This is a genomic window from Kitasatospora sp. NPDC087861 (genome assembly GCF_044742585.1).
In the GTDB taxonomy this organism is placed as follows: Bacteria; Actinomycetota; Actinomycetes; order Streptomycetales; family Streptomycetaceae; genus Kitasatospora.
Window position 1 is genome coordinate 385,502 of sequence record NZ_JBIUUS010000002.1, and the last position, 21,091, is coordinate 406,592.

General features: G+C 72.6%; 21 protein-coding genes. 6 read left to right on the top strand and 15 right to left on the bottom strand.

Annotated features, from left to right (window positions below; genetic code table 11):
- The first annotated feature begins 395 nt into the window (after nucleotides 1-395).
- The 3 genes from ACIOJE_RS04405 to ACIOJE_RS04415 all read left to right on the top strand — a co-directional run bounded on the left by ACIOJE_RS04405 (nucleotide 396) and on the right by ACIOJE_RS04415 (nucleotide 4,300).
- Nucleotides 396-2,000, top strand: coding sequence for a serine/threonine-protein kinase (locus ACIOJE_RS04405; protein ID WP_400773230.1), 1,605 nt, complete (start codon nucleotides 396-398; stop codon nucleotides 1,998-2,000).
- A gap of 262 nt (nucleotides 2,001-2,262) precedes the next feature.
- Nucleotides 2,263-2,832, top strand: a complete 570-nt coding sequence (locus tag ACIOJE_RS04410) for a cysteine dioxygenase family protein (RefSeq protein ID WP_280681554.1) — start codon at nucleotides 2,263-2,265, stop codon at nucleotides 2,830-2,832.
- A 46-nt stretch (nucleotides 2,833-2,878) separates the two neighbouring features.
- Nucleotides 2,879-4,300, top strand: a complete 1,422-nt coding sequence (locus ACIOJE_RS04415; RefSeq protein ID WP_280681556.1) for an FAD/NAD(P)-binding protein — start codon at nucleotides 2,879-2,881, stop codon at nucleotides 4,298-4,300.
- Nucleotides 4,301-4,487: 187 nt separating this feature from the next.
- Here ACIOJE_RS04415 and ACIOJE_RS04420 read toward each other — a convergent pair whose 3' ends face one another.
- From ACIOJE_RS04420 to ACIOJE_RS04450, 7 genes are all read right to left on the bottom strand, one after another.
- The gene (locus ACIOJE_RS04420; RefSeq protein ID WP_280681558.1) at nucleotides 4,488-4,925 is read right to left on the bottom strand and encodes an SMI1/KNR4 family protein; all 438 of its coding nucleotides are present in this window, start codon (nucleotides 4,923-4,925) and stop codon (nucleotides 4,488-4,490) included.
- Nucleotides 4,926-5,032: 107 nt separating this feature from the next.
- Nucleotides 5,033-5,182: a hypothetical protein gene (locus ACIOJE_RS04425; RefSeq protein ID WP_280681608.1), complete on the bottom strand. Its 150-nt coding sequence runs from the start codon at nucleotides 5,180-5,182 to the stop codon at nucleotides 5,033-5,035.
- A gap of 55 nt (nucleotides 5,183-5,237) precedes the next feature.
- Nucleotides 5,238-6,302: an NAD(+)/NADH kinase gene (locus ACIOJE_RS04430; protein ID WP_280681559.1), complete on the bottom strand. Its 1,065-nt coding sequence runs from the start codon at nucleotides 6,300-6,302 to the stop codon at nucleotides 5,238-5,240.
- A gap of 587 nt (nucleotides 6,303-6,889) precedes the next feature.
- Entirely contained in the window at nucleotides 6,890-7,291 is a 402-nt protein-coding gene (locus tag ACIOJE_RS04435) for an ester cyclase (protein WP_280681561.1), read from the bottom strand.
- Nucleotides 7,288-7,827: an alcohol dehydrogenase catalytic domain-containing protein gene (locus tag ACIOJE_RS04440; RefSeq protein ID WP_400773233.1), complete on the bottom strand. Its 540-nt coding sequence runs from the start codon at nucleotides 7,825-7,827 to the stop codon at nucleotides 7,288-7,290. The genes ACIOJE_RS04435 and ACIOJE_RS04440 overlap by 4 nt, the downstream gene beginning before the upstream one ends.
- Nucleotides 7,828-7,913: 86 nt before the next feature.
- Nucleotides 7,914-8,663: an SDR family oxidoreductase gene (locus ACIOJE_RS04445; RefSeq protein ID WP_400773235.1), complete on the bottom strand. Its 750-nt coding sequence runs from the start codon at nucleotides 8,661-8,663 to the stop codon at nucleotides 7,914-7,916.
- Nucleotides 8,664-8,686: 23 nt separating this feature from the next.
- Nucleotides 8,687-9,817, bottom strand: a complete 1,131-nt coding sequence (locus ACIOJE_RS04450; protein ID WP_400773237.1) for an alkene reductase — start codon at nucleotides 9,815-9,817, stop codon at nucleotides 8,687-8,689.
- Between the two features lie 118 nt (nucleotides 9,818-9,935).
- Between ACIOJE_RS04450 and ACIOJE_RS04455 the strand changes: the two genes are divergently transcribed.
- The gene (locus ACIOJE_RS04455) at nucleotides 9,936-10,541 is read left to right on the top strand and encodes a TetR/AcrR family transcriptional regulator (RefSeq protein ID WP_280681568.1); all 606 of its coding nucleotides are present in this window, start codon (nucleotides 9,936-9,938) and stop codon (nucleotides 10,539-10,541) included.
- Nucleotides 10,542-11,135: 594 nt separating this feature from the next.
- On the opposite strand, the gene ACIOJE_RS04460 is transcribed toward ACIOJE_RS04455, so the two are convergent.
- The 6 genes from ACIOJE_RS04460 to ACIOJE_RS04485 form a co-directional block, all read right to left on the bottom strand.
- Nucleotides 11,136-11,723 carry a cysteine dioxygenase gene (locus ACIOJE_RS04460; protein WP_400773239.1) on the bottom strand — a complete coding sequence of 196 codons (588 nt, stop codon included), beginning with the start codon at nucleotides 11,721-11,723 and terminating at the stop codon, nucleotides 11,136-11,138.
- Nucleotides 11,724-11,726: 3 nt separating this feature from the next.
- Nucleotides 11,727-13,457 carry a cation acetate symporter gene (locus ACIOJE_RS04465; RefSeq protein WP_400773241.1) on the bottom strand — a complete coding sequence of 577 codons (1,731 nt, stop codon included), beginning with the start codon at nucleotides 13,455-13,457 and terminating at the stop codon, nucleotides 11,727-11,729.
- Nucleotides 13,454-13,840, bottom strand: a complete 387-nt coding sequence (locus ACIOJE_RS04470) for a DUF485 domain-containing protein (protein ID WP_400773243.1) — start codon at nucleotides 13,838-13,840, stop codon at nucleotides 13,454-13,456. The genes ACIOJE_RS04465 and ACIOJE_RS04470 overlap by 4 nt, the downstream gene beginning before the upstream one ends.
- Before the next feature lie 368 nt (nucleotides 13,841-14,208).
- Nucleotides 14,209-15,030 carry a lipase family protein gene (locus ACIOJE_RS04475; RefSeq protein WP_400773245.1) on the bottom strand — a complete coding sequence of 274 codons (822 nt, stop codon included), beginning with the start codon at nucleotides 15,028-15,030 and terminating at the stop codon, nucleotides 14,209-14,211.
- A 115-nt stretch (nucleotides 15,031-15,145) separates the two neighbouring features.
- Nucleotides 15,146-15,343, bottom strand: coding sequence for a hypothetical protein (locus tag ACIOJE_RS04480; RefSeq protein ID WP_400773246.1), 198 nt, complete (start codon nucleotides 15,341-15,343; stop codon nucleotides 15,146-15,148).
- Between the two features lie 158 nt (nucleotides 15,344-15,501).
- Nucleotides 15,502-16,482: a LysR family transcriptional regulator gene (locus ACIOJE_RS04485; protein ID WP_280681582.1), complete on the bottom strand. Its 981-nt coding sequence runs from the start codon at nucleotides 16,480-16,482 to the stop codon at nucleotides 15,502-15,504.
- A 109-nt stretch (nucleotides 16,483-16,591) separates the two neighbouring features.
- On the opposite strand from ACIOJE_RS04485, the gene ACIOJE_RS04490 reads away from it, so the two are divergent.
- Complete coding sequence (locus ACIOJE_RS04490) at nucleotides 16,592-17,482, top strand: reductase (protein WP_400773247.1); 891 nt, start codon at nucleotides 16,592-16,594, stop codon at nucleotides 17,480-17,482.
- Nucleotides 17,479-18,408, top strand: a complete 930-nt coding sequence (locus ACIOJE_RS04495) for an aldo/keto reductase (RefSeq protein WP_400773249.1) — start codon at nucleotides 17,479-17,481, stop codon at nucleotides 18,406-18,408. The genes ACIOJE_RS04490 and ACIOJE_RS04495 overlap by 4 nt, the downstream gene beginning before the upstream one ends.
- Nucleotides 18,409-18,644: 236 nt before the next feature.
- On the opposite strand, the gene ACIOJE_RS04500 is transcribed toward ACIOJE_RS04495, so the two are convergent.
- Together ACIOJE_RS04500 and ACIOJE_RS04505 are read right to left on the bottom strand one after the other, a co-directional pair.
- Nucleotides 18,645-19,886: a serine hydrolase domain-containing protein gene (locus ACIOJE_RS04500; protein ID WP_400773250.1), complete on the bottom strand. Its 1,242-nt coding sequence runs from the start codon at nucleotides 19,884-19,886 to the stop codon at nucleotides 18,645-18,647.
- Nucleotides 19,887-20,107: 221 nt separating this feature from the next.
- Complete coding sequence (locus ACIOJE_RS04505; RefSeq protein WP_400773252.1) at nucleotides 20,108-21,034, bottom strand: JmjC domain-containing protein; 927 nt, start codon at nucleotides 21,032-21,034, stop codon at nucleotides 20,108-20,110.
- Nucleotides 21,035-21,091: the final 57 nt, after the last annotated feature.

Below are 21,091 nucleotides of genomic sequence, written 5' to 3' on the forward strand. Positions count from 1 at the left end.
GACGGGAACCCTTGACATCGCATCCGCGCAGCCCCCGTGTGCTACACGGTGACAGCCCACGTGCATCCGGATGCACTGGAAGACGGGGCAGCTGGTCCACGGGGACTGGCCCCCCGCACCACCATGCACGGCCGCGACGAGATCCACCGCTTCAAGGCCGCCGCCCTCACCGGTCTCCGCCGGGGCGCGCTGTTCCGACGGCATCCGGCAGGTCCCCAGCGAGGCCAACGGCCCTGCTGCGCATTCGGTCCGCCGGGCCATCGCGCCCTTGACCCCGCTCGCGAGCCCGAAGCGCCGGCGGTAGCCCTCGGCCCGTCGAACACCCTGTCATCGTCAAGGGATCAACCCACGACCCCCTGCGGGCCCGACCGGACCCGAGCCCTACCATGACCGCCATGGACACAGGGGGGCCGAACAGCCGGCTCATCGATGGTCGCTTCGAACTCCTGGAGCGACTCGGCGGCGGCGGCATGGGGCTGGTGTGGCGGGCACGCGACATCGCGTTGCACCGCGAGGTCGCGCTGAAGGAGGTACGTCCGCCCGACCCGGCGCCGCTCGACGGCGACCCGAAGACCGCGCGGATCGTGCGCGAGCGGGTGCTTCGCGAGGCCCGTTCGCTGGCCCGGCTCGACAACCCGCACGTGGTGACGATCTATCACATCGTCGACCTGCCCGAGTTCCCGTATCCCTGGCTGGTCATGGAGTTGGTGACCGGCGGCTCGCTGCATGACCGGCTGGTGCGGGGCCCGATGTCGCCGGCCGAGGCCGCCCGGCTCGGCCGAGGTGTGCTGTCCGCACTGAGCGCCGCTCACGCGGCCGGTATCCAGCATCGCGATGTCAAGCCCGGGAACGTCCTGCTGCGCCCCGACGGCACACCGGTGCTCACCGACTTCGGCATCGCCGCGCTGCGGGAGTCGACCAGTCTGACCACCACCGGCGGGCTGATCGGCTCACCCGAGTACATCGCCCCCGAGCGGATCCGCGGCGAGGAGGGCAACCCGGCCTCGGACCTCTGGTCGTTGGGGATGATGCTCTACGTCGCCGTCGAGGGCCGGAACCCGCTGCGACGCGCCACCAACTTCGCCACGCTCGTCGCCGTGCTCGACGAGCCGATCCCCCCGCCCGTGCAGTCCGGGCCGCTGGGCACCGTACTCGCCGCCCTGCTGGTCCGGGACGCCGCGGCCCGGCCGGACGCCGAACAACTCGACCGGCTGCTCGCTGCGGCCGAAGCAGGGGCGGAGCCGACGGCCGAGGCCGTACGGGCCTCGATGGACACCGCACGGTTGAACTCGACGAACACCCTGCGGTTGAGTACGCGAACCGACGCGCCCTCCCCCACGCGCCTTGAGGACGAACGCCCACAACGCCTTGAGGACGAACGCCCGCAGGCGGACCGGCCCCAGCCGGTCCGCGGCCCTGCCAGGCGCACGGCGATCTGGTCCAGTTGGCTGGCCGCCGCCGTTCTGGCCACCGCCATCGGGTGGACGGTGAACCACCGCTCTTCGGAGGCCGACCCGTCGGACTACAGGCCGGCCGCCGCCTCCCCCGAGCACCCGGGCCTGATCACCCCGGAGGGCGCGCGCTCGGTGATCCAGGCGATGGGCCCGAAGATGGGAGGCACCCAGGTCGTGGAGTTCTGGCTCGCCGCGGACAACGCGTACAGTCGCGCGCCCGCCCCGGGGGACCCAAGGCTCTACGACAAGTTCAGCTACCGGGACGGCAAGCCCTCCCGGGATCCGAACGGTGGCGGCACCATGTCCAGCAGGGACAAGGCAGTGGACCTCAACGCCGTCGACTGGAACAAGCTCCCCGGGCTCCTGCAGCAGGCCTACACCACCCTCGGCATCGCCCACCCGACCGACGAGTACGTCGTCGTGCAGTACGACACCTTCAACCCGGGGCCCGCGGTGCTGGTCTACGTCAAGGACGCATCCGGCAGTGCCTACCTGTCGGCGGACTTCCAGGGCACCGTGCAGAGGACCCAGGTACGCCCCCAGTAGGGGATCCGGCCGGCGACCGCTCCGCCACACCACCGGTGCGGGACCCCGAGCCCTTCGCCGGCGGTCGCCGTCGGCCGTTCCATCCTTCGGGTCACCCAAATTCTCCTTATGGAACGGAATGTGTCACACCCGGGACCCTGGGTAACCACCGCCCTGCCCGCGGTCACCCCACAGCTGCACCACCGGTCCATAAGTGCCGTTTGGTGAGAGGCTTATGAATCGTCGTTAGACAGGGCAGCACGTTCGGCTCGATGTTGGCCGCATGACGTCTCCCACCGCGTCCGGCGCGGTCGCCGCCCGGGTCACGACACGGATCGACGACCTCGTCGTCGGCATCCGCGAGGTCATCCAGCGCGCCCAGTCGCCGGAGTTGACGGCCCATCTGGTCGGCGAGCTGCTCGCTCCCGTGCTCGGCACCGCGGATCTGCTCACCGCCGCACAGTGCGAGGGCGACCCCGACAGCTACCGGCAGCACCTGCTGCACGCCGAGCCGGACGGCAGTTTCTCGATCGTCACGCTGGTCTGGCTGCCGGGCCAGCAGACCCAGATCCACGACCACGTCTCCTGGTGCGTCACCGGCGTGCACGAGGGCCAGGAGCGCGAGCGCCGCTACCGGCTGACGACCGACGGGCGGACGTCCCGGCTGATCCCGACCGAGGACGTGGTGAACCCCACCGGCGCGATCGCCGCCTTCGCGCCGCCCGGCGACATCCACCGGGTGCGCAACTCCTGTTCGACCAAGGCGATCTCGATCCACGTCTACGGCGCGGACATCGCTCGGCTGGGCACCAGCATCCGCCGAATCTACCGCGCGCCCGAGGGCGAGCAGTGAATTCTTCTCCGGCGGCGGACAGCCGCCCGGAAAGGACAGTCTCCCCGTGAACCACAGCAGTACCACTCACGACATCGCCGTGGTGGGCGCGGGAGCCGCCGGCACCCTGACGGCGCTGCGCCTGCTCCACCACGCGGCCGCCGGCCGGCCGGCACCGGCCCGGATCTGGCTCATCGACCCCGAACCCGCAGGCGCGGGACTGGCGTTCGGCACCGACGCACCGCACCACTTGCTGAACGTCCCGGCCGGCCGGATGAGCGCCCACCGGGACGACCCCGGCCACTTCGTGCGCTGGCTCGGCAGCTACGGCGGCGAACACGACTTCGTACCCCGCCGCCTGTTCGGCCAGTACCTCGCCGAGAGCCTTCAGACGGCGAGCGACCACCGCGACACCCCCGACCTGGTCCGGGTGCCCGACCGCGTCGTCGCCATCACCCACCAACCCCGCACGGCCGCCCGGCCGCTGAGCCTGCGCCTGCGCGACGGGCAGTCACTCGAGGTCGACGCCGCGGTACTGGCCCTGGGCAACTTCGCACCCGGCCTGGCCTGGGCGCCACCGGCACTGCGCGACTCGGCGGTGTTCCTGGCCGACCCCTGGGTACCCGGCGCCCTGACGAAGGTCCCCGCAGACCGCGACGTCCTGCTCGTCGGTACCGGCCTGACCATGGTCGACATGGCACTCAGCCTGCAGCACCCCGGACGCATCGTCCACGCCGTGTCACGGCACGGCCTGATCCCCCAACCACACGCCACCACCCCGCTCATCGCCCCGAAAGCCCCGGCCACCCCGCAGCTCGACGCCCGCTCAGGACTGGCCGCACTGCGCCGCGCAGTGCTGCGCCAGATCGCCCACTGCCGCCGCGTCCACGGCGACTGGCGCGTGGGAGTCGACAGCCTCCGCCCCCTCACCAGCGCCCTGTGGCAGCAGCTGCCACCCACCGACCAGGCCCAACTGCTGGCCCAGGACCTCCGACTCTGGGAGACCCACCGCCACCGCATCCCGCCCGTCAGCGCCCAGGCCCTGCACGCCGCCATCGACGCAGGCCTGGTCAGCATCGGCCAGGGCACCGTGACCGACGCCGAGACCACTGCGGACATGCCCGGCGACGTGATCGAGGTCCAGTTGGACGACGGCCGCCGACTACGCGTGGGCGCAGTACTGAACTGCACCGGCTCCGAAACCCACCTCACCCGGACCGACGACCCCCTGGTCACCAACCTGCTCACCACCGGCCTCGGCTCACCCGCCCCCACCGGCGGCGGCTTCGACACCACCGCCCACGGCCGGCTGCGCCCCACCGAGAACCGGGCACCGGCACCGCTGTGGACGCTGGGCTCGCTGCGGCGCGGCAACCTGCTGGAGACCACCGCCATCCCGGAGATCCGCTGCCAGGCCGACGACCTCGCCCTGCTGCTGCTCGACCGCAGCACGGTCGAAACGCGGAGCGAGCCGGCACCGGCCCACTGAGCCGGCGGGTCCGTCGGCGATCAGGCGGGGCGTTCTGGTCGCAACGGTCCGCCAGGGCGGCGGCGCGGCCCCGCCGCGCCCGGTCGCCGCGCTCCCGCGCCGGATCGGGCGCCGGATCGGGCGCCGGATCGGGCGCCGGATCGGGCGCCGGCGCCTGCGGGGTACGCCGTCGCCCTGACCAGTACGGTTACCCGCGCCCCACGGAGACGGTCGCCAGCTCGTCGAGCAGCGCGGCGACCGCGGCGTCGGTCAGCCGGTAACCGTCGGCGGCGAAGTACACGCCGATGTCGGGGTACTCCCACATGTCGATCCAGAACCGGCTGCCGAACTCGCCGCCGAGCGACTGCGGCCGCGTCCGCCCGGCACCCCGGATCCCGGTGATCTCGATGTAATCGTCGGCCCAGGAGGTCGGCTCTGCCATGGGGAAGCAGGCCCGGGTCGGAGTACCACCGTTGTGCGCGGTCATCAGCGCGAGGTAGGAGTCGGGCAGCCGGTATCCGCCGAGTTCCTCCTCCAACGACGCGATCGACTCCCGCGAGGGCGGCGCCTCCTCCACGTACTGCTCCAGCGCGTACGCCGAGTCGTCCCAGAAGCCGCCGACGTCGAAGCCCTCGAAGGGTTCCACTGCACCCTCCCGCACCTGCCCGTCCGGCGATTGTACGTTCGGCGCCCGGACGCGATCGCGGCTGCTCTCGGGTTCAGACGGATGCCGACTCAACCTCGGATCGCCAACTACCGCCCGTGCGCGGCACGGTGGGCGGCGATCAGGTCGCGGTACCAGGCGTACGAGGCCTTCGGGGTGCGGCGCTGCGGCGCGAAGTCGACGTGGACGAGGCCGTCCCAAGCTCGGCCGACCAGGTGCCCAACGGCTGGGCGGCGCACATCGATCTGCGGCCCTGTCCCTGAGCGCGAATCGGACCGCGCGGCCGGGAGGCGTTCAGCGGGCCGCGGTGGGAGGTGGCAGGCGCAGGTCCGCCAGGTCCGGGGGCACGGCGGAGTCGGGGCGGAAGAACGGGGCGGACTCCCCGTCGGTCGCGGTGGCTGGTGCGTCGGTGAGCCGGAAGCGGTCCCGCAGGCGGCCGTAGAAGTCGGTGGGCTGGAGGCGGATGAGCCGCACGCGTTGCGGTGCACGGTAGACGCCGATCCAGTCGCCCGGGCCGAGGACTCCCCGGAGCTGGCCGTCGATGCTGACCGCGGCACGGCCGGAGTGCGGCAGGATGCGCAGCGCGACCGGTTCGTCGGGGGCTGCGACGACGGTGCGGTTGAAGGTCATGTGGGCTGCGATCGGGGTGAACACGACCGCGTCCATGTGCGGGGACAGCACGGGGCCGCCGGCGGCGAAGCTGTAGGCGGTCGAGCCGGTGGGCGTGGCGACGACGAGGGCGTCGGCCGAGTAGGCGGCGAGCAGCCTGCCGGAGATGTAGACGCCTGCGCTGAGCTGGTGGTCACGGGCGAGCTTCTCCAGCACCACGTCGTTGAGGGCGTTGACGTCCAGGGCCAGGCCCCAGCCGGCGCCCGCGGTGCTCTCCGGCCGCACCTGCAGTGGCGGCAGGGCGGGGCCGCGCCCGTAGCAGAGGAAGGCCTCCATCTCCGCGGGCACCTCCGGTGGCCTGGAGGCGCGCATGGTCAGCGTCATGCGCTCCTCGACCGGGGCGTGGCCGGTGTGGACGGCGTCGAGGCCGGCGGTGAGGTCGCAGACCGGCACCTCGGTGAGGAAGCCGACCTTTCCCAGGTCGACGCCGAGCACGCTGGCTCCGGTCTTCATGGCGATCCGGGCGCCGCGCAGGAAGGTCCCGTCCCCGCCGAGGGTGACGACCAGGTCCGGGTTCCCGGCGGCGTAGGCTTCCTCGCGTCCGGAGCGGCGCTGGTGGTCCTCCGACCAGACGTCGATCTCGGTGCAGGGGACGTCGTGCGCCTCACACCAGGCGTGCACGGCGCGCGCGCCGTCCCGCGCGGCGGCGCGGCCCTGATGGACGACCAGTCCGACGCGGTGCACGGGCATGGAGGACCTTGTCTTGTTGCCGCGGTGCCACGGCTCTGCCCGCCGGGGTGCGGGGGCCGCGCGCTCTTTCCTGACCCATGGTGGGGCCTCGGCGTGCAATCGGCTCGCCGGGATGGGGCCGTCAGCGGCTGGCCGGGCTTGCGAGCCGCTGCGGGAGGTGGTGTAGACGGTCAGGAAGAAGGCGCCCAGACCGAGGATCCAGGCGAAGACGCTGCCGATCACCACGTCGTCTGCGCGGCCGCGCCGGCCGAGCCCCCCGATCAGCAGGCCCACCCCGATGGTCGCGGCGAACAGCCCGAGCCGCAGGTCGTAGCCTCCGGCCAGAGCCGTCGGGCTTGATCAGGGCGACCTGGTTGGCGGGGTCGAGCGCGGCGATGATGTTGTCGCCGCCGCCGATGAAGGTGAGGTCGTCGATGCCCCCGATGTTGGCCTTGACCTGCGAGGTACCGGGGGTGCCGCAGCGCTGGATCGGGATGCGCGGCAGGACGGTAGCGGTGGATCGTGGTACGGGGGTTCGGCTGGGAACGGCAGCCCGGCCGGCGGCTCTCGTCGGCTCGGACGCACGTCGCAGGTGCGGGTACGGCGGGTCAGCGGTCCTCGGGGAAGGTGTCGCCGTACATCGGCAGGCCGCTGGCGGACTGCTCGCGGGTGGCCTCGTCCTCGATCACGTCCCAGTGCTCCGCGAGGAGGCCGTTCTCGACGCGGACGAAGTCGACGGCGATCCACGGGGCGGGCAGGCCGTGTCCGGTGAACCGGCCGCGCACGATGACCATGTCGCCTTGCGCGGCGATCAGTTCGGCCTCGTGCCCGAACCCGGCGGGCAAGCTCTTGATCAGGCCGAACAGGCCGTCGCGGCCGGGCGGGATGTGGGCGCTGTGCTGGATGTAGTCGGGGGACCAGAAGCGTTCGGCCGCGGCGTAGTCGCGCTGGTTGAACAGCGTGTCGAACGCCTCGCGGACGAGGTCCTCGTTCTGCTCCTCGGTACTCATGGTCGGTCACCTGCTCCTTGGTGAATCGGGGTGGGGTCTGCTGTTTCCGGTCCGGCGGGGCCAGCAGCGCGGGTCGGCGAAGTCCAGGACGAGGCGTCCGCGTACCCCGCCTGCGGCCCCACGACGACGAGCTGCCCGCCCGGGGGCAGGGCGAGCGCGTCGAGGGACAGCCGCGCGGTGACCGCGTTCAGCAGCAGCGTGGCGGCTTCGGGGAAGGTGGCCTTCGCGGGAGCGGGCACCACGGACTCCTGGGCGACGATCAACTGCTCGGCACAGGTGCCGCCGTGCGGGCCGAACGGGATGACATAGGCGACCACGCGGTCCCCGACGGCCAGGCGGCCGTCGGTGCCGGGGCCGAGCTCGTCGACCACGCCGGACACGTCCATGCCGGGCACGAACGGCGCGGTGCGCTGGGCGAGTTGCTCGGCCCGGCCGCCGGTGCGGAAGGTGATGTCGGTGGGGTTGACCGCGGCCGCGTGCACGCGGATGCGCACCTCGCCGGGGCCGGGCTCGGGTTCGGGTTCGGGCAGGTCCACGACCTGCAGCACCTCCGGGCCGCCGAACCGCGTCAGTCCGATCGCTTTCGTGATCCGTTCACCCTTTCGTGCTGTGGTGGGTCCGGTCAGAGCTGCGTGGCCATGTAGGTGTTGAGCTCGTTGACGTAGGCGTGCTCGCCCGGTCCGGCGTTGTCCCGGTAGATCCGGGCCTGCTCGACGACGATCTCCTCGCTGTCGCCGGCCAGGGCCTCGATGGTCTGGGCGATGAACTCGTCCAGGGGCATGGCCCGCGGGTCGTCGTCGGTGCCGACCAGGCCGGTCGCGACCCACGGCGGAGTGATCTCCTGCACGCGGACCGTGGTGTCGCGCAGCGCGAAGCGCTGGGACATGGCGTAGGAGTGCAGGGCCGCCTTGGTCGCGGAGTAGACGGCGAACGAGGCGAGCGGGGTGAAGGCCAGCGTGGAGCTGTTGTAGAGGATCGTGGCGCTGGGCCGGGTCTTGAGGTGCTCGATGAAGGCGGAGGTCGTCCGCAGGGTGCCGAGCAGGTTGGTGGTGACCTCGGCGGCCACGACGTCCTCGTCCAGCGGGGCGGCCGGGTCGTCGGCGAGCATGATGCCCGCGTTGTTGACCAGGACGTTCAGGTCAGGGTGGTCGGCCAGGACCCGCTTCGCGGCCCGGGCGATGCTGTCGGGGTCGGCGATGTCGAGCTCGACGGTGTGCATGCCGGGGTTGGCGGCGGCGACCTCGTCGAGGAGAGCGCGGCGTCGTCCGGCGACGATGACGGTGTTGCCCAGGCGGTGCAGGGCCTCGGCCAGGCCGCGGCCGATGCCACTGGTGCCGCCGGTGACCAGGACGGTGTTTCCGGTGAGCCTCATGGGGTTGTCTCCTTCGGGGTGGGTCAGCTCTGGACGGGGGCCGGGGCGAGGGCCAGGTCGCGGGTGGGAAGGGCGGGATAGTCCGTGTATCCGGCGGGGCCGGCGGCGTAGACGGTGCTCCAGTCGACGTCCGCGAGCGGGTCGCCGGCGGCCAGGCGGGCCGGCAGGTCGGGGTTGGCGATGAACGGGCGGCCGAACGCGATGACGTCGGCCAGGCCGGTCTCGATCAGGCGGGCGCCGCGTTCGCCGGTCATGCCGGTGTTGGCGATCAGCGTCCCGTCGAAGAGCGGGCGGAAGTGGGCGAACATGCCGTCACCGGACAGCACCTCCAACGGGGTGCCGGTGAAGTCGGTCTGGGCGCCCATCAGCAGCAGGTGCGACAGGCCCGTCAGACGGGAGATGACGTACTCGGCCGCGGGCAGGGTCTCGTCGTTGGCCTGGAACGGACCGGATTCGTGCATCGGGCTCAGCTTGATCCCGGTGCGCTGCGGGCCGACCGCGGAGGCGACCGCGTCGACGATCTCCAGGGTCAGTCGGGCCCGGCCCTCGATCGACCCGCCGTAGGCGTCGGTACGCTGGTTGGTCGCCTTGTTGAGGAACTGCGCCGGCAGGTACAGGAAGTTCGCCAGGATCTGCACGCCGTCGAACCCCGCCGCGATCGCGTTGCGGGCGGCCGTCGCGTAGTCGGCCACGGTCTGGCGGATCTCGGCCACGGACATCGCCCTCGGGGTGACCGTCGGCACCCGGCCGGCCGCGGTGACGCTGCGCTGCACGGGGTCGACGGCCGAGGCGGACACCGGCAGCGCCCCGGCGCGCAGGTCCGGGTGCGAGATGGAGCCGGTGTGCCACAGCTGGGCGATCATCCGGCCGCCCGCGCCGTGCACGGCCTCCGTCACCCGCCGCCAGCCGGCCACCTGCTCCGCGCTCCACAGGCCGGGCGTGTCGTGCCAGCCGAAGCCGTCCGGGCTGACCGCGGTGGCCTCTCCCACGATCACGCCCGCCGCGGCCCGCTGGGCGTAGTACGCCGCCTGCAGATCGGTCGGCACGTGGCTGGGGTTGTCGGCGCGCATCCGGGTCAGCGGGGCCATCGCGATCCGGTTCGGCAGCTCCAGGTCGCCCATGCGGACCGGGGTGAACAACGGCGCGGGATTCATGGGGGTCTCCTTCCATCGGCCATCACAATGTCGATTGACATCGTTCTACGCCCGCCACCGAGCTTTGTCAATGTCGATCGACATCGTCTAGGGTGGGAGGACAGAAGGAGGTGCCCGCATGGGGGTGTCCAGGGAGAAGGCGGCCCAGAACCGCAAGGCGATCGTCGAGGCCTCGGAGACGCTGTTCCGCGAGCGCGGCGTCGAGGCTGTCGGGCTGGTCGAGCTGATGGCGGCCGCAGGCATGACCCGCGGCGGCTTCTACAACCACTTCGCCTCCAAGGCGGCTCTCGTGGACGAGGTCGTCGCCAGATCCATGGCCAAGGGGGAGGAAAACCTCGCCGCCCTCCTGGAGCACTCCCGGCAGCAGGGCCACGACCTGCTGCACGGCCAGATCAACTGGTACCTGTCCCCCGAGCACCGTGCCGACGTCGACCACGGCTGCCCCAACGCCGGATTCCTCGGCGACGCCCCCCGGCTCCACGACGAAGCCCGCACCGACTACACCACCGGGCTGACCGCAAACATGCGGCTCTTCGCCCGAGCCGTCGAGGAAGCCACCGGCCTGAGCGAAGAGGACGCCTGGCAGCGCGCGCTCGCCCTGTTCAGCCAGATGGCGGGCGCACTCCTCCTCGCCCGTGCGGTCGCCTCCACCGACCCGGACCTCTCCGACCAGATCCTCGCCGCCGCCCGCCAGGACCTCCACGCCCGCGCCCACCAGGACTGACATCCGGCACCGCTGCGTGTCGGCACCATGGACGACAGCACAGGTCATGGATGCGCTCAACCGGAACACGACCGACGTCCTGGCGGCCGAAGCCGCCCGTCACATGCAGTCCACGCTGTCCGGCCCCGTGGAGCTCCTGGAGCCGGCACCGCAATGATCACCAGACGCTGGTCCCGTCCGGTATCAACGGCTTGACCGGATGCCCCAGCGACCGGGGGACCAGATCCTGCCGGGTAGGACCAGCGCCAGCGGCCAATTGCTCCCCCTTCAAAACGTGAGGGAAGCTCATGTCAGCCCCGCGCCCCGGAAACGCCAGAGGCAACCAGCCGTCATCACAACGGCGTTGTTCCGTGCCTGGCTTCGGTCGACCGATCACGCGTTGGAAAGCGCCCCGCATCGACCGTCATGCGCCACATCACCTCGGGCGGCGGCCGCCGCCTCGGAGTGCGCGACTGCTCATCTGCCCGGCAGCGGTGACGGCCGCCCCGGTCGGGCCGGCCTCCCCGCTCGGCCCCGCGCTCCTGACCGGGCGGGGACCGGCCACGGCTGACGGGCCGTCCGGAGCGGACGGCCCGTCGGTTCGCGACGTGTCGGTCACGAGGCCAGGTCATCCGGCCTCCGCCAGCTCACCAGGTGGGCCCCGTCCGGCGGGAGGTCCACGACCACCTGTCCGAAGACCCGGTTGATCGAGCTGCCCCCGTTCAGCGAGATGTCGGCGCCGTAGACGTGCAGGGAGACCGCGCGACCGGTGCCGCCGTTCGACACCCGGTGGATGTCCTCGTCGGGCGGCACCAGGAGCTGCACCCGGCCGGGAGAGCAGGTGGTCCGGCCGGACGGCACCAGCACCCTGCGACCGGATCTGGGCAGCCGCCACAGCCGGAACCCCTCGTCCACCTCGACGCCCTCCACCACGCCTGACACGCACCAGGAGACATGGTCGTGGATCGGGGTGGACTGCCCGGGCAGCCAGGTCAGGGCCACCACGGAGTGCGTCCGCCCGGCATGCAGCAGCCGCTGCGAGTAGCCGTCGGTGGCACCGGCGCACAGGTCGTCGGGAACGATCAGCCCGGCCCGCAGGTACTTGCGCAGGGTGTCCGCGGTGAGCTGGGCGGTCAGGACGTCCGCGGCGGCGTAGCGCGCGAGGTCGGCAAGGAACTCGTCGAGGTTGGAGCCTGGTTCCACGGTCTACCGCCCCACCCCGGTGAGCGCGCGGACCTCGAGCTCCTCGAAGCTGCGCCGGTCCGACTCCTCGTCGCGACGGCGGCGGCTGCCGACCAGGGACCCGAGGACCGCGGCCGCGAACCCGATCGGGATCGAGACGACGCCCGGATTCTGCAGCGGGATCGGTGCGGTGGTGGTGCAGGAGATCAGCGCCGTGGCGTTGCCGACCTGCTTGCTGGACGCCTCCACCCCGCAGTCCTTCGCCTGGGCGGCCGTCAGCTTCACGGCGTGGACCGTGCCGGTCGCGCCGCCCCAGCAGATCGGGGAGAGCAGCACCAGGCCGATCGAGCTGACCAGGCCCGCGTAGATGCCGCACTTGGCGCCGACCGTGGTGAAGCGCTTCCAGAACAGGGTCAGCAGGATCGCCGGCAGGTTGGCCGAGGCCGCGATGGCGAAGGCCAGCGCCACCAGGAACGCCACGTTGAGGTCCCTCGCGAAGATCGACAGGGCGACCGCGACCGCGCCGATGACCACGGCGGCGATCTTCGCCGTGACCAGCTCCTGCCGCTCCGTGGCCCTGCCCTTGCGGATGACGCTGGCGTACAGGTCATGGGCGAACGACGACGACGAGGTCAGGGTGAGCCCGGCGACGACCGCGAGGATGGTGGCGAACGCCACCGCCGCGATGAAGGCGAGCATCAGGGAGCCGCCGGTGGTGCCCGCGCCACCGCCGAGGTGCTCGGCCAGCAGGGTGGCGGCGGTGTTGCCGGACGGATCCTTCTCCTTGATCGTCGCCGTGCCGACCAGCGCGGCCGCGCCGAAGCCGAGCACCAGGGTCATCAGGTAGAAGACCCCGATGATGCCGATCGCCCAGTTCACCGACTTTCGCGCGTCGCGGCCGGTCGGGACGGTGTAGAAGCGGACCAGCACATGCGGAAGCGCCGCGGTGCCCAGCACCAGGGCGACGCCGAGGCTGACCAGGTCGAGCTTCGACCAGCCGTCGGTCGACCCGTACTTCAGGCCGGGCTGGAGGAAGGCGTCGCCCTTCTTGGACGCCGTGGCGGCGTCCCCGAGCAGGTGGCTGAGGTCGAACCCGTACTTCGCCAGCACCCACAGGGTCATCACGGCCGCGCCGGCGATCAGCAGCACCGCCTTGACGATCTGCACCCAGGTGGTGCCCTTCATCCCGCCGACCACGACGTAGACGATCATCAGGGCACCGACCCCGACGATGGTCCAGATCTGCGCGGAGGCGCCCTTGACGTCGAGCAGTTGCCCCACGATCGTCGCCGCGCCGACCATCTGCGCGATCAGGTAGAAGATCGAGACCACGATGGTCGACACGCCCGCGGCGGTCCGCATCGGTCCGCTGCGCAGCCGCGCGGCCAGCACGTCGGCCATGGTGAACCGCCCGGTGTTGCGCAGCAGTTCGGCGACCATCAGCAGCGCGACCAGCCAGGCGACCAGGAAGCCGATCGAGTAGAGGAAGCCGTCGTACCCGGAGAGCGCGATGATCCCGGCGATGCCGAGGAAGGAGGCCGCGGACAGGTAGTCGCCCGAGATCGCGATCCCGTTCTGCAGCGCGGAGAACTGGCCGCCGCCGGTGTAGAAGCCGCCGGTGCCCTGGGTGCTCCGCCGTGCCCAGAGGGTGATGCCGAGGGTCAGCGCCACCAGGGCGACGAACAGGCCGATGGTCAGGCCCTTGTTCGATGCCGACTGCGCCGTTGCCGCGGCGAGCGGAAGGTGCTGTGTCATGCCTGGTTCTCCGTCAGTTCCTGGTCGCCGCCGCGGCCGGCCGGGGCCGGGGCGATCGGATGGGACGCCGCCGCACTCCGCAGGGCCGCGGCCAGCGGGTCCAGCCGCCGAGCGGCGAACCGGCCGTAGGCCAGGGCGATGCCGAACGTCGAGGCGAACTGCAGCAGTCCGAAGACCAGGGCCACGTTGACGCTCCCGACGACCTTGGTCGCCATGAAGTCGCGGGCATAGGCCGAGCAGAGTACGTACGCCAGGAACCAGAGCAGGAACGCCGCCGTCACCGGGAACACGAACCTGCGGTAGGCGGCGCGCAACTCGGTGAATCGCGGATCGTCGCCGATCCAGGGTGTGTCACCGCGCGACGACGCGGCCGGGTCGATCATGGGAATCCTTCTGAGCAGTGCGGAACTTGCCGAAGGCCTGACCGTAGGAGTCCGTGGTAGACAAGCGATCAACGCGCGCGCGGCGACGGTCCCGGCCCGCTCAACGGGCTCTCATCAGCCGTGGATCCGCTCCATCCAGGACCGCGGACGGCTGGGCACCGGCTCCTACCCAAGGAGAACATCCATGACACACCGGCTTCCCACGCCGCCGGGGCGGCGGTGCGCTTCGTGGTGGACCGGCGGGCCCGGCCTGTCGCCCGCCGGTCCACGGTGCGCCGTCCGGCCCCGGCGGGCGCTCCGGCGCGGGTCCGGGAGCACACCTGGCGGTAGGGGTCGGGCGGCGCCCGGGCCGCACGGCAGCTCGCGAGTCAGGTGAGGTTCTGCTCCAGGGCCGCGAGGTAGTTGCGCATGAAGTGGTCGCGCACGCCGTCGCCGGCGGGGGCGAACGCGTCGGCGGTCAGGCCTTTGGCCCGGTCGCCGAGGCCGCCGAGCACGCTCATGGAGTCGCGCACCTTACCCGCGGAGTCGATGTACTTGAGCGCGTCGACGTGGGTGTAGGCGGGCTCGGGCGGCAGCTGCGGGACGATGTCGTTGTTGTTGACGAAGCGGTACATCCTCTCCTTGAAGCCCTTGTTGTAGGCGGCGGCGAGGGTGCGGTCGCAGGTGCGGGGCTGGCCGAAGGTGTAGACGCCGTCCGCCCGCAGCCGCGGCTCCTCCAGGTACATGCGCGCTCCGACGAGCATCGCGAGGGCGCCGCCGAGGCTGTGGCCGGTGAACCAGACGCTCTGGTCCCCCGTGCGCAGATCGGCGAGGGTGTCCCGGACATCGGGGAAGACGGATGTGAGGGCCTCGGCGAAGCCGTAGTGGACGTAGCCGGTTCCGGCGGGGCCGGGCCAGGGCGGGGTGGTGGCGTCGGAGAGCCAGTCGCGGATCTCCTTCGGCTCGGTGCCGCGGAACGCGGTGACGATCATGTCGTCGCCGGCCATGGTGTAGGCCTGGGTGTCCTGGAGCGGGAAGGGCGGTGTGAAGCGGGTCCGGTGGTGACGCACCGTGGTGAACCCCCAGGCGCGGGCCTGCTCGTCGATGGTGTCCTCGCCCTTGTAGGCGAGGTCGGCGGCTCTGGCCAGCCAGTAGGCGTGGGCGAGGCTGTAGTCCTTGGCGTGGTGGTCGAACGTGGTGGGCAGGGGCACGGCGCGGCTCCTTCTCGAATTCCGGTCGGCCTCACGCGAAGCCGGCCGCCGGTACGGGTGTCGCCCCATGTCGTACCGGCCCGGGCCGAGGGAGTGCGGACACCGCGCCCGCACCTCACCCGAACGACGGCAGGGCGAAGGCCGAGGTGTAGAAGGTGGCGGCGTGGTTCGGGTCGGCGCTCATCGCCTGGCCGTCGGCGGTCAGGTGCTCCAGGCCGACGTGGTCGATCCACTGGCCGGCGGCGGAATCAGACCTCCGGCATCCGGTTCGGCAGCCACAACACGCTGTTGTCACCGCCGAGTTCGGGGACATGGTGCATGGCTTCCTCGCAGAGATCCTCCGGGCCCGCCTCCACACGCTCGTACCGCGGTAGGGTCCGCACCCGCCGCCGGTGAACCCGCGTGCGGCACGTGCGCCGTTCGGAACGTGCCTCCCAGGTGTGCGCCTGCCTGTCACGCCCGGCGGGCGAGTCAGTCGCGGTCCGACTCTCCGGGAGGTGCGGGCACGGACCGGCCTGCGCGGCGGGGCCGGTCGACGCCGGCGCCCTGGTCCACGAGTCGGGACGCCAGTTGCTCCGCCAGCCGTGCGGCGGGGCCGCGGCGGCGGCGGGAGAGGGCCAGGCCCAGGTGGCGGCGCGGGCTCGGCTCGGCCAGCGGAAGCGCGACCAGCTCCGGGTGCCCGGCCAGGCCGATCTCGGGGATGAGTGCGATGCCGACGCCGGCGTGGGCGAGCGACTGGGCGAAGTCGTAGTCCGTCGCCGTGCACGCGATCCGCAGCTGGACGCCGGCCAGGTCGGCGTGGTGGGCGAACTGGGCCGCGGACTTGCGGCAGCCCAGGATCCACCGCTCGTCGGCGAGTTCGGCCAGCTGCGGCGGCTGGGACCGGTCCCGGTAGCGGGCCGCGGCCGGGTGGTGGCGTGGCACCACGAGCCGCAGCGGGTCGACCCCGAGGGACGTCCAGTCCAGGCCGGAACGGTCGCCGGGCCGCGCGGGCGGCGGGCCGTCGAAGTGGTAGGCGAGGGCTAGGTCGGCCCGTCCCTCGCGGACGGCGGGCAGGCTCTCCTCCGGTTCCGCTTCCAGGATCGTCAGTTCCACGTCCGGGTGGTCGGAGACGAACCCGGCCAGGGCGGCGGGCAGCAGCCGCCGTCCGGCGCTGGCGAAGGTGGCGACGGTGAGCACGGTGCGCTCGGCGGCCAGCCGGTCGATGCGCTGCTGGGTGTCGGCCAGTTCGGCGGCGATCGCGTCCGCGGCCTCCACCAGCAGGTGGCCCGCCTCCGTCAGCGTGACGCCGCGGGTGGAGCGTTCGACCGCGGGCGCACCGAGGCTCCGCTCCAGCGCGGCGATCTGCTGCGAGACGGCCGAGGGCGTGCAGTGCAGCGCCAGGGCTGCCTGGTTGAAGCTGCCGTGGCGGGCGACCTCGCGCAGCACGGCCAGCCGCTGGACGTCGATCAACAGTTCTCCTAATGACGAGGTAGCACGATCGACACTACCGCTACTGATCACTGCCGAGCAGACTGAACGCCGAGGACGCCAAGGGACGGACCGGGAAAGGGGCCGCGGCATGGACGTGTGCGTGATCGGGGGAAGCCGCCATTTCGGGCGGCGGCTGGTCGAGGAACTGGCGGACGCGGGTGCGGCGGTGACCGTCGTCAACCGCGGATCGACGCCCGCACCACCGGGTGTGACCCACCTGTGCGCCGACCGCGACGACGAGGCCGCGCTACGCGTCGCGCTCGCCGACCGGTGCTTCGACGTCGTGGTCGACCAGGTCTGCTACTCGCCGCTCCAAGCGGCCGTCGCCGCCCGGGTCTTCGCCGGCCGCACCCGGCGCTACGTGCTGACCTCGACGGTCGAGGTCTACGCCGAGCTCGGCCGGCCGGGCGGGGCGGCCCTCACGGAAGAGGCCGTCGACCCGTCGGCCTGGCCGGTGGACCTGGAACTGCCCTGGGAGGACGAGCGGTTCCGGGCGGACCACTACGGCGAGGGCAAGCGTCAGGCGGAGGCACTGCTCACCCGACAGGCGCCCTTCGACGTCGCAGCCGTCCGCACCGCGCACGTCCTGGGCGGCGCGGACTTCACCGGGCGCCTGGCCCACTACGTCGAGCGGGTCGAGCGCAGCCTGCCGGTGGCGGTCCACGCCGCGCCGCAGCCCGCGTCCTTCGTCCACGAGCCGGAGATCGCCCGCTTCCTGGCCTGGGCCGCGACGGCGGACTTCACCGGGCCCGTCAACGCGGCCTCCCACGGAACGCTGGACGCACGGGAGTTGTGCGCGGCGATCGGCAGCGTGACCGGCATCGAGCCGACACTGCACGTCGGGACGGACGGGCCGCACTCGCCGTTCTCCTTCGACCGCTGCTACACCATGGACACCGGCCGGGCGGCCGGCCTGGGGTTCCGGTTCTCCTCGGTCTCCGACTGGCTGCCGCTGGTCGTCGAGGAGGCCCGGGGATGACGGGGACCACGACTGCGCACACCGCCGCACGCACCGTCGGCGGCATCGCGGTGGGCGCCATCGGCCTCGGCGCGATGCCGCTCTCCGTCGAAGGGCGCCCCGACGAGGAGCAGGCCGTCGCCACGATCCACGCCGCGCTCGACGCGGGCGTGCGGCTGATCGACACCGCCGACAGCTACCACTGGCACGCCGGCGAACTCGGCCACAACGAACGGCTGATCGCCCGCGCACTGGCGACCTACGGCAACGGGGCGGACGACGTGCTGGTGGCGAGCAAGGGCGGCCGGGGCCGCCCCGGCGACGGATCGTGGACGGTCGACGGCCACCCGCGCCACCTGCGTCGCGCGGCCGAGGCCTCGGCGAGCCGGCTCGGCGTGGAGGCGATCGGCCTCTACCAGCTGCACAAGCCGGACCCGGCCGTCCCCTTCGCCGACTCGGTCGGCGCGCTGCGGGACCTGGCCGAGGCCGGCACGATCCGGATGGTCGGCCTCTCCAACGTGGACCGCGAGCAGATCCGCACCGCGCGGGAGATCCTCGGCCCACGCCTGGTCTCGGTGCAGAACCGCTTCTCCCCCGCACACCCCGCCACCCGGGACACCCTCGACCTCTGCACCGAACTCGGCCTGGCCTTCCTGCCCTGGAGCCCGCTCGGCGGGATCTCGCTCAGCGCCGTCGACGATCCGGGAAGCACCGCGCCGACGCCGCACACGCCCTTCCACGCGCTCGCCCGCGCGCACGGCGTCAGCCCGCAACAGGTCTGCCTGGCCTGGCACCTGGCCCAGGCACCCGTCGTGATCCCGATCCCCGGCGCACGCCGGCCGGCCTCCGTCCGCGACTCGGCCGCGGCGGCCGGACTCGCCCTGTCGGCGGCCGAGTTGGCGGGGCTGCGCCTCGACCGGGAGGACGGCCTGGAGCTGCGCGGGTAGCCCGGGGCGTGGGGGGGGGGGGGGGGGGGGGGGGGCGCCCCCCCCGCGCCGGGCCCCCCCCCGGCCCCCCCCCGGCCCCCCACGACAGGCACCACACCGTCACGCCCAGGGGCCGGGGGGGGGGCCCCCCCGGGGGCGGGGGGGGGGGGGGGGGGGGGGGGGGGGGGGGGGGGGGGGCGCCCCCGGGGGGGCCCGCCCCCCCCACGCCGGAGGATCAGCCGTGCCCGCGTCGCACCTCAGCCGAGCTTCGGCTGCACACCGGCCGTGGCCTGGTGGGTGCCGCAGAAGGCCTCCTCCAGGAAGGCGCCCTCCGCGACGAGCTGCGCGGTGATCTGGCTCAGGTCGCCGTTGGTGGTGACGGACATCGCGACCTGTCGGTCGCCGGAGCTCCACAGCTGCGAGCTGTAGCCGGGCACCCCGCCGTCGTGCCCGTAGACCGGCCCGCAGGACAGCTGCAGCCGGGCGAGCCCCAGGCCGTAGTCCAGGCCCGTGGGCCGGCCGTCGACCTCCACCGGGATGGTGGTGTTCATCTCCCGCAACAGCCCGGGCGACAGCAACCGGCCGCCCAGCAGGGCCTTTTCGAAGCGGCTCAGGTCGTCCAGGGTGGAAATCAGCTCGCCCGCCGAGTTCGCCCAGGACACGCTGGCCACCGTGACGTCCCGGATGCTCCGGTCCGCCGGGCCCGGGCCCTCGACCAGCGTCACGTAGCCGTGCGCGTGCGGGCCCCGGAGATCGGTGGCCGTCCCGGGGAAGTACGTCCCGCTCATCCCCAGCGGGCGCAGGATGCGCGCGCCGATCTCCTGCGCGTAGCCGTGCCCGGTCACCCGCTCGATGATCATGCCGAGCAGGGTGTAGTTGACGTTCGAATAGCTGAACCTGGTGCCCGGCGGGAAGTTGGGCGCGTGCGCCACCGAGGCGGCCACCACCTGCTCCGGGGTGATCGTACGGGTCAGGCCGCCCTGGTCCAGCCAGGCCCGGACGGCGTCGACGTCGGTCGAGTCGGGGAACAGCCCGCCCTTCTCGTTGGTCGGATCCCAAAGGCCGGAGCTGTGGTTGAGCAGCTGCCGGACGGTGATGCGCGCACCGTTCGGGACCACCCCGGGCAGGTACCGCTCGACCGGCTCGTCCAGGCCGACCCGCCCCTCCCCCACCAGCTGGAGCACGGTGGTGGAGGTGAACATCTTGGTGATGCTCCCGGCGCGGAACCGCCCGTCCGTCCGCACCGGGGTACCGGTGGCCAGGTCGGCGACGCCCGAGCCCGCCCGCCAGAGCCCGCCGTCGTCCCTGACCTGGGCGATCGCCGCGACCGCGCCGGCCCCCGTCACCGCCCTCAGCGCCGCCGCCCGCGCCTCGCGCCTGTCCTTGACCGCGCCGGTCGCCCCGCCGGCACCGGTGTCGGCGGCAGCCGCCGAGGCGACCGGCGCGGCCAGTGCCAGACAGACCGCCGTCACCAGCACGCAAACCCTACGACGCGCCATCTCTCCCCCTTCGCCCGTGGCAGGCCCCCGCCCACCCCTGACGACCAAGCCTTCCCGCCGACCTGATGATCCGTCATCCACCACCGGGAGGAACCGATCGTACGCCCATCAAAGGAGGTCATACGCCTCAGGGAGGAGGCCTGGCCCACCGGGCTCGGCGACGTCGCCAGGTCACTCCGAGTCACGCCGGGTCACGCCGGGGCCCGCCGGGCCGCACCGGGTCACGCCGGGCCGTCGTGCCCGGCTGCCACGGCGGTCAGGGAGATCGGCGAGCGCGGTGCGGGCAGGGCGGCCAGCTTCCGGCGCCGCGCGTGGCGCACCAGGTCCTCGGGCGTCAGGTCGGCGACGGCGGCGCGGACGTGCTCCAGCATCGCGGTGGCCGCGGCCAGGACGGCGGCGTCGTCCAGCGGGCGGGTCTCGATGGTCATGGACTTGGCGGAGAGCTTCTGGAGGCTGCGGAACAGGTCGCCCATGTGGATCTCGCGGATGGTCAGTGACAGGTGCACCGAGAGGCCCTCGTTGCCGACGGCCTGGTGGGCGAAGCCCCGGGGGATGTAGAGGACTTCGCCGGCGTGCAGGGTGGCCCGCAGCACCTCCGCCGGTGGCTCGCCGTCGACCCGGCCGTGCCGCCAGTTGCCGTCCGCCGGCCCCTCGTGGACGCGCCAGGACTTGCTCCCGTTCAGCTGGAGGACGAGGACGTCGGCGTCGTCGCGGTGCAGGGGCACCCCCTGGGTACCGGGAGGCGTCACGAAGCAGAACGCCTCCACCGCCCGCTGGAGTTCGGCGGAGAGCCGCGCGAGCAGGTCCCGGGTCGGGCCGTGCCACTGGTCGATCCGGCGCATCAGCAGGGTCGCGCCGTCGTCGAGCAGGGCCCGGATCTTCTTCTCGTCGGCGAACCCCCCGTACGAGGACTCGTGGACCGCGCGCGGTGTCAGGTAGTCGTCACGACCGAGCGGGTCCTCGGCGCGGGTCATCTCCACGTAGGGCTCGGGCAGGAAACCGGTGGCGAGCGCGGCGTCGACGTCGGCCAGGGCGAAGGGGCTGCGCACTCCCCCGTCCGGCCGGAAGACACCCGGCCGGCGGCGCCAGTACGCGGTGGTGAAGGCGGCGGGGTCGCCGACCCACTGAGCCAGTGTCGGAGCGTGCACGGTTCCTCTTCCCTCTTCTTCCGCTGGTCTGTCCGCTGGTTCTGTCCGCTGGTGGTT